The following is a 13,114-nucleotide window of genomic DNA, read 5'->3' as shown; positions in this document are numbered from 1 at the left end:
TTATGGGACGCACGGTATATCTCGCTGAAAAACCCAATATGGGCCAGCTGATAGCCGCTGCGCTTGCTAAAAGGGACCGTATTACGGTCCCTAAAGCACGCAACGGAAAGATAGAATCTCAGAACTGGTCTGTTTGCTGGTTAGCTGGACATGCTTATACCCTCCTTGATGCAAAGGACTATAAAGAAGAATGGGACCAGCCATGGGGCAGGCTGCCATTACCCTTAATTCCTGATGAGTTAACCTTCAAACCCATAGAAGGCGATTTCATAGAGGGATGCCGTAAAGCGGCCAAATCTGCGATCAGCCAAGCTGACACGGTGGTAATTGCAACGGATGCTGGGCAGGAAGGACAGATCATCGCAGAAATCTTTCTTGAACAGATAGGCTGGAAAGGAAATACATTACGCCTGTGGTCTTCTGTGGCAAACCTTACGGAGATTACTCGCGCACTGGATACTGTGAAGCCAAACAACGACATGAAGTACCAGGGACTGAAGCTATCCGGGCTGGCACGCATGAAAGGTGATTGGCTGATCGGTATCAATTTCACGGTAGCCTATACAAACATCGCACGAAAAGCCGGTTATGACTTCATTGCTAGCGCTGGCCGGGTACAAAGCGCCTGCCTGGCAATTTGTGTTGATCATGATGCAATGGTGGACCAGTTCAAAAGCTCCTCCTACTACGAAGTGGAAGCACTGCTGGCTACCGAGACCGGGGAGAGTGTAAAAGCCAAACTTGATATCCCCGAACACCTACTGCATGACGGGAAACACTGTATCGATGACGGAGCCCTGAATCAGATCATTCAAGCCTGCAACGGTCAGCCTGCTGAAGTGGTCGGCTGCTCACAATCAGAACAAAGCTATAAGCCGCCTACCCCTTTTAACCTGACTACGCTCTGTATGAGCCTAAGCAGAAACTTCAACATCACGGCAGGGGAAGTCATGTCCCTGTATCAAGAGATGTATGAGTCTGGTTGGCTGTCTTATACACGTACCGACGATACCTACTACGAAGACGATCAATACGACAAGATCAACGAGCTATTCCGAATGCTCAGGAATTTGGACCCTGAATTTACGCCCTTGGTTGATGGAGCTGATTTGAGCGTCAAGCCGGCAGTATTCGATTCTTCCAAAATTGCAGAGCACTCCGCGAACAGCCCTACCCTTTCTCGCCCTAAGTGGGAAACGATGGGTTCAAAGAGCAAAGACATCTATCGAACAGTAGCCAAGCAGATGATTGCTCAGTTCTATCCAAGCTACACCACCAGCACTCTACAGCTTCGAATAGCGATCGGCTCACACACCTTTTCAGCAAAGGGTATGACAGTAGTCTCCCCAGGATGGACGCAAGTCATTCCAAAAGCTGCTGATGACCCGGATGCCCCCCCTATCCCACTGCTCGAAAAGGGGAGTCAATTAACACTGGTTTCCATAGAGAAGTCCTCTAAAAAAACGCGAGCACCTGCACGAATGACCGAAGCTAAGATCCTCGGCATAATGGAAAACGCCAGTGAATATCTGGCAAGCGAACAAACACGAAAGCGCCTTGGTGCCAATGCTACTCTGGGTACGGCTGCGACCCGGCCAAATGTAGTCGAATTGCTGGTAGCCAAGCGCAAATACCTCAGTCGTGATGCTAAAGGGATCATTCAGCCTACTCAAATGGGTAAGCGAGTTCGCGCCCTCTTGCCACCCGAGCTTTCGACACCCGACTTGTCAGCTCTCTGGGAGATCAATTTTAAGTCAATCCGACAAGGGCGTGCTGATCCGGACGAATTCCTCCGAAAAATACAAAGCTGGGTTAACAACCAGGTACAGCTGGCGAAGACAAGGACCATTAAACCGAATCCCCTGTCTTATCCCTGCCCGACTTGCCAAAACCCGATGGCGAGAAAGACAAAAGAGAAGCGAGTTTATTGGGCCTGTATTGATACGGACTGTAAAACCTACTTGCCTGACTACCAAGGCAAGCCTCTGGATCCGCTTCCCAATGACGGCACCCTCTGTCCTGAATGCAACACACCGTTCAAGACCCGGTTACGCAACCTCGACAAACTCTCTCTGCAGGAAAGGCGGAAGGTCAAAGACGCTCGGTTCTTGGTATGTGAAGGTGGTCACTATCCGGTTTCAAACTCACAAAAAGGAAACTAGCCAGTACATTAGTTAAAATTTTATCTATCTAGCAGACATGTAATATAAAACATAAATTCAAACGCTCTTTTATATTAGACTTTTCTAAATACTTAAAATTATACTTAATTTACATAGACTTAGATCATGGCCATAAACCTTCCAAAACATGACTAAAAAAAGGTATGTTACCGGCCCTTAGAGATTTTTTGATTAATAATCAAATCTTGATACCAATCTGTTTTATGATAGTATTCTGAGATATTCAAACACTGGATTGTTGAAATGATGATGAACAACTTAATGGTTCCCCAATACATTCATGCCTGCCATTGCGGGGCTGAACTACGGAATAACCTACGTAACCAGTCCATGGAATGTAGCAAGTGCAGTAGTTCACTCACTCGGGAACACCGGCTAGAAGTAGAATTAGCCGCACGTACTTTTCTTGAAATAGCACTGGATGCAGATATCGAAGGGGTTCAACTCGGGCAAACCATTTTTGAGATCGATGAAGCAGCAATGCCAACCGGGCTACTGCCTTTCATTGTAGATCGGGCCGCACAGACATCTATGGTCCTCATGCCGGAAAAAGCCTTCTACTTCCGGGTAGGTGAATACGAGACCACGGATTTAGAAATCAGTAGTACTCATTTATATGCAGCGGTGAATCCAGACAGCGATATGTCAGTGAAAGAGGCACTACTGGTCATCAGCCATACCGTTAAACGTCTTATCCAAATGTCACGTATTTCTGACCCCACCAACGCCTATATCAATGACCTTCGAATGATGACGCTAACAGAACTTGCTGAAGGCTTTAGTCACGCAGCCCACTGATACAATGGAAAAGTCACTTTTAGAAGAGTTCAACAGCCAAGACAGGAGCCTTAACCTCCGACCAACCATGCACATGGTCAAGGTTTATGCACCGCTTATATCGGCTGTTAGTATTCGACTGTCACAAGGACTGCAGACTCAGGAGATCCAGGATTTAGTCTCGCAAATTGACGGTCTTATTAACTCGGTTCTAAGTGCAAACAAGCTCCCTATCCCCGGCCAAGAATGGCAACGGGCGAGTATCAGGAATGCGATACTTCCTCTGTGTCTGGAGGACATCAAATCCACTGGTAATATTCAGGCTGACAACTGGCTGCCTACGGTCTGCAAAATGACCCAAACGCTAAAAATCCAGGCAACTAGCGGAGCAACACCCGAATCCCAAGCAGCGCAAGTAAAACTGGCACTCTCTGACTCCGCCACCATGCTGCTAAGCGCCACTCAATCCTTCAGTTTCTTGCGACCGCAAGAGGCATTCGTAAAAGAACTATTAACAACAGTCTTCAACGATGCTCGAACGCTATGTGATTCATTAGGAAATCAGTTCTATGCCGACAAAGGCACTCTGATGACTAATTTCTTAAGAAATCACACCCGATTAATGATCAGTGCTCTCGAAATTGAAGCGGCCCGGATAGCGCCGGCTATGACCCGAGAAGTCGTGACTCAAAACCCTCAAGGCCTGCCTCTCGACGGCCTGCTGAGCATATACCACCGAAACAAAGAAACCCTTTCTAATCTGGTGCCAAATCTGGGGGAAGCTGAGATTGCAGCGCATTCTCCATCTACAAAGGTGCCATCTTTCATGCAGCCAGGTTAATTATGAGCACCCAACACAAAGAAGAGGCTCCGGAACAGGAAAAGCCGAAAAAAAGGTTTAAATCTGCGCGAATGGTGGGCTCTGAAGTCTCCGGTTTCACCTTTATCAAGCGCGGTATTGCTGCCCATGTTCGGGCAGGACAGCAAGGATATGCCGTCTTAAAAACTGGCGCAGCCAACGTCATTGCTCTTTCTAAAGAGCAACCAATGGCTGAAGTCTCTGATATCTCTCTTGTTGAACGCCAGATAAAGCAGGCCAACTCGCTTTATTCGACAATCGTGTGGTTCGGCGCGGTTTTTTTGTCATTGATCACAGTCTTCTTCACCTATGGCCCGATAGCTGCTGTACTCTCTACTTCGCTTGAAGATATGCCGACGATCAATATCTTCAGCATGAGTATCGGCTTTCTGGCTATCATTTATTTTCTCATGAATGGTTACCTTAGCCTGCGCGATTTTCGGCTGATATCTCGTATTACACCCGCGCCGTCAGGGCTGACGGCTCAGTACCGTGCCACTTACACCCCTATTGCAACAACAATTATCCTGATGAATGCCTGCGCCATCATCATGCAACTTGCACCAGGGCTAAGCTATGAACGTGCAGCTGCTGGGCTGTTCACTGTGCTCACAACCATCGGTGTCATTCAATCGGTTAAAAACAGTTACAACCCGACAAAACAAGCGACCAAGGGCTATAGCATTACAGCTATTATCACCAGAACACTGACTGGCCGTTCGATTACGCGCTACCCGGCTGTTGCAGGTGATCAGGCTACTCATCCAACTGTGGTCCTCATCACCACTGTAATTTTCACCGGGGTCAATCTTTGCACTAAAGAATCAAGTCTGCTTTCCCTATTTAACCTGTTTGGAGTGCTAATCGGCTTAGCCGCTTTAGTCGCCATGTCGATACACGCATGGGGGTTGGACCGTGATTGATCTCCCACCGGTTGAGGCACCAGTCAATACGGTAACCTTCGAGATGATAGAAGCAGTTGCCAAAATTACTAAAACCCCCGTACTCGGTTTGTATTTAGTACTGCAACAAGAAAAGGGAACGCTGGGGAAATGTAACGCTACAAATGACTGCGGGCCATTTCAGGTTAACCGTCAACATTATTCGGAACTACGCGCATATGGGCTTTCTGAAAAAGCGATCATCCACACCGCTTGGGGAAATGCGCTCGCCGCTGGGATTATTCTTCGCCAGAAACTGAATATCTGCAAAAAAAAAGGCTATGACTGGTTTGGTCAAGTGGCCTGCTACCACTCCTTTACACCGAAATATAGATTGACCTACCGCTATCACCTGATCCGACATGGAGAAAAGCTGAAACGACAAATTGAGGATCTGAAACGTGGCTAATCCTGAAAATCACCGCCAAGGTGACGGCGCAGTAGCAACCTTCCTAGTCCTCTTTGCCATGATCTCAGCCATGCTGGCCGCTGCATGGTTTTTGTTTTCTCCTTACATTGCTTGGGGCACTGTGCAGTTCACCCTCTTTGTGAAACCGCTACTGCACCCTTTCACCGTAATCATGAATGACGGCATGGCCGATTTCATTCTGAACATGAGAAGCTACCTGGAACAAAACATGAATTTCTCAACGGTCACTGTTGGGGAAGTTATGTTTCTACAGGGCATCGCTTTCCGGGCCATCAGCGTTATCCTGGTTCCCTTATTGATCTGGCGAGGGGTCTCCAACATCATCTTTTCTAAGAAGATGACCTTTAAAAGGAAAATTGGTCTCCATGAGCTGGCCGAAATACAAGCCTCTCGCTATCCACGTATGAAACCGGCTATTAAGGCTAAGCTGCTGGATCAGGATCAGCGTTTTGGTCCTTGGGCTACGCAACGAAATCCGTTGCAGTTACTCATCCACCACGGGCTGGTTACAGCAACTCATGACCCTGATAGGGAATTGGTTGAACTCAAACAATTTAATGACCTGACAGAACATGAACAGCTCAATGAGTTGAACTCCTTTCACGGCAAACTCGACATTGACAAAAAAGGTGTCGAAAAAATGCTCGTTAAGCAGCTCGGCCCTCGCTGCCAGTACAACGAGCAACAGCTTATTGATATCCACCAGCTCCCAAAGATTGAAAGAACAATGGCTATTATTTTCTTAGCCACCCGGACACAATCCCGCGATATTCGGAAAAAGATTAATGCACTATTAGACCAATTCGGGGACAGTTTTGTTGAAGGCAAAGCAGCAACCTCTGACAGCCCGGCAATACCACACCAGATCGATCTATCCGGGGTCGATGAACTCTGGGAGGAAGTGAAAAATCACTCCCAAGTGAAACTAGCACTGGTACACATAAGCCGTACCCATGCGTACTGGTCCACGGCTTTCACCGCCATGTTCCAGTTTGTCTATACCCACTTTCGCAACCTGAAATCTCGGGACTTCATTTTTTTAAAACCCGTTAATCGGCAACTCTACCTTCTATGCAATCAAGTAGGGTTAGAACAGGCCCGCCCTGAAGTCTCCGGTATCAGGTGTCACTATCTAGCAGAAATCAAATTGGGAGCCCCGATTGTTCAGCCCACCATTGAAGATCAGGCTTATCAGTTAATTTTGAGCGTCCAAAATGAGGGCTGGTTACATGAAGACATTGTTCCGAACGATTACCAGCTTCAGCTGGATGAGTACAACACACAATATGCTAAGGATCTGGCTGAATTCAGTAACAACCCAATCGATATTCAGACAACTGAAACAAAAACAGAAGGTGTAACCCCATGACTAAAATCATTATGACGAAAGAAAGCGACCTTCTGCACATCACGTTTGGGTCATCTACGACAACAATCTCGCTGACACAGGGTTTTTCATTTCGGGATGGTTCTTTAAAGATCGGTGAAGATGAATTCAGTTGCACTGAGAAAGAATACAACCGGCTATGCAAGCTTTATCACAAAACGCTCAAACCTAAACGCTCAGCACATTTGATATGGGCCTCGGCAACAGTCGCGGGAACCTTCATCGTCACATTCTCGCTGTTAATCTTGGGGCTTTCCAACCAACCGTTACAGGAACCGGTCAGTGAAACCACTTCGATTCCCGAGGCAATTGCGCCTCTACAAGATCCAATAGCATTGACACTGCCAGAGCAGACAGCCCCCTCGTCTGATGGAGCTGAAGCACCATTTTTCCCTTTCGGTAACCAGTAAGTCGGGCGGATATGAAAAAGATCCCTAAGCATCGCATAGAAGTCGATCAGAGGACTTTATTCCAGGCCTTTACCGATGCGTGCGCTTCGCCGGCCGTGCGCGGCTTTTTTTATCTTGTAGCCGCTTTGATCATCTTGGTAGTCCCAATAGCAACACCATTGGTCCTTATCGCACTGTCTCCCGTTATCTTCTCCTCCAGAGTGCCGGCTGTACCTCTGCGGTTACCTGTCGAAGCCAACATTCCTGACCGTAATGACCCTAAACCCGGTGGCGAAGGCTATAACAAGGCCAGAGGTTCCGTGTTCCTCGGGAATGATCAATTCACAGGTGCTGAAGCCTGGGTGTCTTGGAATGACCAAAGACTGCATGATTATGCGATGGGCGCTACCGGCTCGGGTAAAACCGAGACAATTTTGGCAATAAATGCCAACTATGCCTTAGCTGGAAGCGGGTTCTTGATTGGGGATGGTAAAGGCACAATGATGTTCCCCAAACAGACCGCCACACTCGCCCGATTAGCGGGCGGGGATGATGATCATTTTGTTATCTCATTCCTTTCCGGGTACAAAGACCAATTTGATAGAAGCCACACAAAACGCTCCAATCTGATAAACCCCTTTGGTGAAGGGAACGCCGCTACCGTTAAAGAACTACTGACCTCTCTGATGTCTGACGGTGGCGGAGATAACGCCATCTTCGCTGATGGAGCTGCTTCTTTGGCCGATAGTCTCTCCCCGGCCTGGGTAGAAGGCCGTGATAAAGGTCTGTTTGAGTTCGATATCACTTATATCAGCCAATCATTGGCGTTAGCCAAGGTATATGAGCTAAGTCAGCTTAAAGAGCTATCAGAGCTGTCCAGAACACACATTAGGAATTATCTTGCGAATGCAGGGTATGATTTTGATAAGCCCCCCTCTGAACAACCCGAAAACTGTACTCGGATGCACGGCTATTACGTAAACTACTTCATGCGAGTAGTGACCAGTTTCGCCATTAGCTACAGACACATCTATCTATGTAAGCAGGGTGAAGTAAATCTGAGGGATGTTGTTCAATCGCACCGTTTCCTGACTTTTACCCTACCATCGCTGGAAAAGAGTGGGGATGAAGTCTCCAACCTGGGTAAAACATTACTGGTATCTGCCAAGGCAGCTTCTTCTTACGGCTTAGGTGAGTCCATGGAAGGAACACGGGAAGAAGCCGTTGATAACCTCCCAGCTAATTATCCGATCCCGTACAAATTCAACTTTGATGAATTCTCATTCTATGTGATGGAAGATTTCAGCCTCCTTCCAGCTCAGCTTCGTGGGATTAACATCTCTGTATTGCTTGGTGCTCAGGACTTTATCGGCACTACTCGCGCTGGTGAAATTGACGCAGGAAGTATTCTTGCCAACGCTCGTACCAAGTTCTTCGGAGCCCTAGAAGACTCCAGTACGTTTCAGAAACTCAGCGAGCTGGTGGGCGAAGTCGATATGTTGATCTACAGCCGCTTTGGCAACAAAGGCACCCTCGGCAACCGGATCGTTCCTGAAATGGAGGTTCAGCACACCCGACGAAGCCCGCTTGACCTGCAAGAGTTGCAGGGGCAGGTCGAAGGTCAGTTCCACGTTTTACAACGTGGTCGGCTTTCCCGAATTAAAACCTATTACCCAAACCTCAATGAAAATACGGTGCTTGATAACTTCCACCTGATTAGGCTCGTCCCTTCCTTCTCACCTTCAACATCACACCTGAGCCACCTCAAGTTACTTAAAGATTTTGTAGAGATCCTTTCTGCCCGTGATGCCGTATATAACAAACCCCAGTTGCTAAACGAGGTTGTCATAAACGGAGAGGGGTCAGCAGATCAAAATGCTATCGAAGGGCTACTGAACTACGCACATAAGTCCCGCTTCAATGTGAAAGCGCACCTGGAGGCAAAATCGAAAGAAGAAAGTTCAGAGACCGGTGAAAGCTCCACGCCTGAAAACAATGCCTCTGAAGGCTCTGAAAATGTGCAGGAGGCTCCGAATGAGACTGAAGACCTCCCAGCCTATGAAAACCAAGGAAGCCTTCAGAAGGACGTTGAAGCCGCTGTTGATGAATGGGGTAGCAGTGAATTTTTTGAAGATGAAACCGGTCCTGAGAATGAGGGAACGGACGAACCACCTACTGACCGCTGCGATGATGATCTATACCGCCAAACACAAGAAGCAGCTAATGCATACTTCGAGGATTCATCTCCTGAAAGTGAAGAGGGAGTTTATGCACTTACGACAGAAGAGTGTAAAGCAATTGAAAAGCGTTATGAGATGCTTGGGCGGCTGCTTGGTGAACCAGAAGAAACAGCGAAGAGCAGTGCTGCTTCTATTGTAAATAATATAAGAAAAAAGGTGTTTTATTTGATTCCGCCAAAACCAAGTTCTGCACCAGATATTAAACTGAAAATTAAATCACTCATGGAGCAACAAGATTTGTTTGGATAACGCATATTTCGGGGCATGTAGTATTATTTATAATGTTATTCATAAAAATTTTCTATTCCTTACTTACTGTGTCAGATTCCACCTCATGGTAAACTTACACTAATAGTATAAATGACGGCTCTGAGAGGAATTGTGGAAGTATCACCGAAGCCACTTACAGATCACACGACACGTATTTCAGGTAAGCATCTGACATACCTCAGTTCAATTTTCAGTGGACATGAAATCCAGCTCATTACTGGCCTATATCATGGTGACATGAGCCGTATCACAAGCCAGGATCTGACAATTGATGATCCGTGTGTTTGCTTCATTATCCGAACTCTTATTGAAAAACCAGAATGGGCACCTCTACCCAAACTGAACTGTCATGCCGACCTTCTGAAAAAGATGGAAACCGTATCGAGTGACTTTCCCCTCAATACATCTCCAACTTATTCGGGCGTTTTTATAGGCAAGAGTGCTGCAACGGCCTTTAACCTTTCGAAAGGTTCTCCAGAGATGCTGGCCGTATCTGTCTGGATCACTCTCCTTCTGAAGCACTGGGATGAAATGGTTGCCGAAGGTAAAGACCATTTTATGTATAAGCTGTTGGAAGATGAGGCGTTTTCACGCAACCTCAATGGTCTCAATACCATAGTTCTCAACCGTGGCTGGCCTAAAAAATGCCCACCAGATGAAGAAAGAGTTGAGTTTCGTCCTCCCGTTACTGGAAGAAACATTAAATCCTTGCTGCGTCACCGCCGTGCCTCTGCTACGCCCAGCAACGCACAGTTTGATAATGTAGAACTGCAATACCTCCTCGGTTCCTTCATGGCCTATCTCACGACATCGATGCGTCCGGGTAATATTGATATGCAGCTAACTGACGCTACTCGGGCTCTCATCATTCGTTATTTAGAAATGCACCCTGAAAACGCACCATTACCAAAATTAAAGACGTTTGAAGAACTACAAACACGGTTAGCACAGCTTGATAAAAGTCGCCCAGATGAGTTCCCATTCCCTTGTAAAAGCTCCAAGTTAGGAGTCATTCTTGGCAGGGGTCCAACAACAGTCAATTCATTGAAGTCGAAATCACGTAAGCACATGCCAGCTATCTCAACCTGGATCACCCTGGTGCTAGAAAATATGGAAGACCTTCTGAACGAAGGCGACCAGCATTTGTTGGCTCAAGTCGTGCGCGATGAAGCGATTAGCCGCGGCCTAACCATGAACGATATTTTTCTTCATAATGGTTGGCCCAAAAAAACCCCTCTATAGAGGGGTTTTTGGTTCCTGCAATTGGCCGCTGCATTAGCGGCAACAACTCTCTAAAGCCCGATCATTTCAGTTTCCCGACCACCGGTTTCAACTCGATATGGAATGTCTTGTTTTCAGGGGTCAAAAGAATGGTCTTATTCACCGTAGCATAGCCCCGCGCCGATACTCTTAACCGGTAACTCCCCACTGGCAGCAACATGCCATCTCGGTATACAGGTTTAATATTCATCACCTGGATCCGTGCAGTCTTAGGTGTTGATTTCACCAGTAGCGGTACTTGGCCGTTCCATTCATCGGCCTCCCCAGTAACCTCCTTTGCATCCCCTCCCCCGTAAAGGACACTCTGATCCAACTGAGCGAAATGTTCAGACCTGACCTCAAAAAAGTCTGACATGCCAATAATTCCCTCAATCCACTCGCCGGCTGGCTGTACCAAAGGTTGCGTGTGCATCAACCAGGTCAATGCGCCTGCAGCTGCAGGGTTCATCTGGTCCTCGATGTTACTCAATAGATGATTAACTGCAGAGTTACGCTCGGTGTATTTTGACTCCACCAGCGTTAATGGGACAGCAATGACCAATGCAATTGGCAAAATAGCTCCCACTACCCGAAGAGCCCTACCTTTAGCGCCAGGCACCTTTCCATCATCATGCTTTGCGCGATAGAGGTCATAACATTTGAGCGGTAGTTTCATAATCGTTAGTAACACAAGAAACAGGCTAAGAGACATCGATATCGGCGGTATTACAGCGGCGCGAATCGCACTTTTACCCACTTCCTCTAAACGGCCCCCATCAGCAAAGTTAGCCTCGCTTTCTCTAAGGTTCCGAAGAATTTCATCTGTTTTTCGTTTGATATTAGGAACAACTACCTTCTTGTAGAACGTCTTGTTGTTCCAATCCGCCAACATAGGCTTAACATAGAAACGCTCACCCATTTCTTCGCGGATCATTCGCTGAATATCCTCAGAGCGCTGAAAACTATTCCATCCAAGATCCGGAGAAAGAGAAATGCCTTTAGCTGCCATTTCTCTATCCCATTTGGCTCTCGCTTCTTTTTCCACGGTACGATACACCGCCCGATTAAATTCAGATCGCTGTGATAACGTCCATCCACTGGGCAGGTGAATCCCTTCCTTTTTCATCGCACTGCGAACACGACTGCCGGTTCCTTTATGCATTCGATAGTCAGTTTTACTGGAGATGCCTAGTGGCAAGCCTGTTTTCTTTTCAAACCCAGGTGCCATTTTCTGAAGCACTCTCACATGATAGTGAGCGACATTATTTGTATAGCTATACTTCGCATCCTTAAAACCACCGTCACCACCAGAAGCCTTATCCACTCCCTGCATCAATACGGAAGCGCCGCCTGTTAACGCTCCCATCAACACCGAATTCAGGATGTTCTGACCTGTGCTGATTTCTTCTTTAATGAGCCAATATTCAGGCTCGATATTACCCATACCCAACCGCTTAATTTTGGAGTCATACCCTTTCTTCAAGCGATCCCGGCATGACTGGCTGCTACATTGGTTTAGCCGTTTAAAATAGTCATAAACCTGAGGAGCGAGTTTTTCTGCTCGCTGCTGAGCTACTTCAACCGTTTTATCTGAAGCTTGCTGATAGGAGCGCCACCCCGAATCAACTTCAGCATTAACCTTCTTCCAAAGTGCGCCTGACCGCTTATCTCTCGTCGCCAAGGCCTGATCATAGTCTTTAACCCGGTGTCGATAATCTTGAAATTGTTTCCGGATATCGGTTCGCAGCTCAACATATCGACCGTAGTATTCATCAAACCCATCGTTCGCACTTTTACGAACAAACTTTGTAATGATGTCTTCCTGCTTGTTTTCGAGTGAAGCAAGTAACCCTTTATCGGCATAAACAATGCCGCCAAACAGAGCTAGAAAGGTTTGCTCAGATGCAGAATGAGCTTCATCCGGATCGTATGGAATATCTTCAATCACTACCGCGTTAGAGATTAAGGCCGAACGAAGAATCTGAGTGAGATAGGCGTACTGCCTCTCCTGGGGTGTTGTGTCTTCGACCAGATACCGATCTACAACCCACTTCTGCCCAAAAAAGACCGTGGGCCATACGAATATAGCGATCAGGCCAAACGTAATTACAAGCCGCAATGCAGAAACTGCGGCGCGTCCCTTGAGAATGAGGTCCGCGATTAATAGCGTTGCCCCTATACCGCTTACTGTTCGTCCGAAGTACTCAACCATACGAAGATCATCTTCTGTACTTCCTTTACCACCAGCAGTAGCCACCAACTGAGCGTTAAAAATGGTTTCTGGTAATAAATAAAGAATGGACAAGACAAGCATCATGACAGAGATCCATATCGGTCTACTGGGTTTCATACATTGCCCTCTTGTGTCTTGGCTGGAG

10 protein-coding genes are annotated in these 13,114 nt (G+C 47.0%); 9 read left to right on the top strand and 1 reads right to left on the bottom strand.

Features of this window, described 5'->3' with window-relative positions; translation table 11 throughout:
• Positions 1-2 precede the first annotated feature (2 nt).
• The 9 genes from QUD59_RS18720 to QUD59_RS18680 all read left to right on the top strand — a co-directional run bounded on the left by QUD59_RS18720 (position 3) and on the right by QUD59_RS18680 (position 10,718).
• Complete coding sequence (locus tag QUD59_RS18720) at positions 3-2,162, top strand: DNA topoisomerase (protein ID WP_286241266.1); 2,160 nt, start codon at positions 3-5, stop codon at positions 2,160-2,162.
• Positions 2,163-2,426: 264 nt separating this feature from the next.
• Entirely contained in the window at positions 2,427-2,981 is a 555-nt protein-coding gene (locus tag QUD59_RS18715; protein WP_286241265.1) for a hypothetical protein, read from the top strand.
• 4 nt (positions 2,982-2,985) lie between these two features.
• Entirely contained in the window at positions 2,986-3,801 is an 816-nt protein-coding gene (locus tag QUD59_RS18710) for a hypothetical protein (RefSeq protein WP_286241264.1), read from the top strand.
• 2 nt (positions 3,802-3,803) lie between these two features.
• Positions 3,804-4,742, top strand: a complete 939-nt coding sequence (locus tag QUD59_RS18705; protein WP_286241263.1) for a hypothetical protein — start codon at positions 3,804-3,806, stop codon at positions 4,740-4,742.
• The gene (locus QUD59_RS18700; protein WP_286241262.1) at positions 4,735-5,169 is read left to right on the top strand and encodes a lysozyme family protein; all 435 of its coding nucleotides are present in this window, start codon (positions 4,735-4,737) and stop codon (positions 5,167-5,169) included. The genes QUD59_RS18705 and QUD59_RS18700 overlap by 8 nt, the downstream gene beginning before the upstream one ends.
• The gene (locus tag QUD59_RS18695; RefSeq protein WP_286241261.1) at positions 5,162-6,559 is read left to right on the top strand and encodes a secretion/conjugation apparatus DotM-related subunit; all 1,398 of its coding nucleotides are present in this window, start codon (positions 5,162-5,164) and stop codon (positions 6,557-6,559) included. Before QUD59_RS18700 ends, QUD59_RS18695 begins: the two co-directional genes overlap by 8 nt.
• Complete coding sequence (locus QUD59_RS18690; protein ID WP_286241260.1) at positions 6,556-6,987, top strand: hypothetical protein; 432 nt, start codon at positions 6,556-6,558, stop codon at positions 6,985-6,987. The genes QUD59_RS18695 and QUD59_RS18690 overlap by 4 nt, the downstream gene beginning before the upstream one ends.
• Before the next feature lie 11 nt (positions 6,988-6,998).
• Positions 6,999-9,455 (top strand): TraM recognition domain-containing protein, encoded by a 2,457-nt coding sequence (locus tag QUD59_RS18685; protein WP_286241259.1) that lies wholly within the window; start codon positions 6,999-7,001, stop codon positions 9,453-9,455.
• 132 nt (positions 9,456-9,587) lie between these two features.
• Positions 9,588-10,718 (top strand): hypothetical protein, encoded by a 1,131-nt coding sequence (locus QUD59_RS18680; protein ID WP_286241258.1) that lies wholly within the window; start codon positions 9,588-9,590, stop codon positions 10,716-10,718.
• A 61-nt stretch (positions 10,719-10,779) separates the two neighbouring features.
• Here QUD59_RS18680 and QUD59_RS18675 read toward each other — a convergent pair whose 3' ends face one another.
• Positions 10,780-13,053 (bottom strand): PEGA domain-containing protein, encoded by a 2,274-nt coding sequence (locus tag QUD59_RS18675; protein ID WP_286241257.1) that lies wholly within the window; start codon positions 13,051-13,053, stop codon positions 10,780-10,782.
• Between the last annotated feature and the right edge of the window lie 61 nt (positions 13,054-13,114).

This window comes from Neptuniibacter halophilus (assembly GCF_030295765.1).
Classification (GTDB): domain Bacteria; phylum Pseudomonadota; class Gammaproteobacteria; order Pseudomonadales; family Balneatricaceae; genus Neptuniibacter; species Neptuniibacter halophilus.
Note: the sequence above shows the minus strand (reverse complement) of the source record. Positions and strands in the feature narration are given on the sequence as shown.

What these genes read in the sequence shown, in the direction of transcription:
- QUD59_RS18720 (WP_286241266.1), top strand. Translation starts at nt 3, where the DNA reads ATGGGACGCACGGTATATCTCGCTGAAAAACCCAATATGGGCCAGCTG.
- QUD59_RS18690 (WP_286241260.1), top strand. Translation starts at nt 6,556, where the DNA reads ATGACTAAAATCATTATGACGAAAGAAAGCGACCTTCTGCACATCACG.
- QUD59_RS18710 (WP_286241264.1), top strand. Translation starts at nt 2,986, where the DNA reads ATGGAAAAGTCACTTTTAGAAGAGTTCAACAGCCAAGACAGGAGCCTT.
- QUD59_RS18685 (WP_286241259.1), top strand. Translation starts at nt 6,999, where the DNA reads ATGAAAAAGATCCCTAAGCATCGCATAGAAGTCGATCAGAGGACTTTA.
- QUD59_RS18715 (WP_286241265.1), top strand. Translation starts at nt 2,427, where the DNA reads ATGATGATGAACAACTTAATGGTTCCCCAATACATTCATGCCTGCCAT.
- QUD59_RS18705 (WP_286241263.1), top strand. Translation starts at nt 3,804, where the DNA reads ATGAGCACCCAACACAAAGAAGAGGCTCCGGAACAGGAAAAGCCGAAA.
- QUD59_RS18675 (WP_286241257.1), bottom strand. Translation starts at nt 13,053, where the DNA reads ATGATGCTTGTCTTGTCCATTCTTTATTTATTACCAGAAACCATTTTT.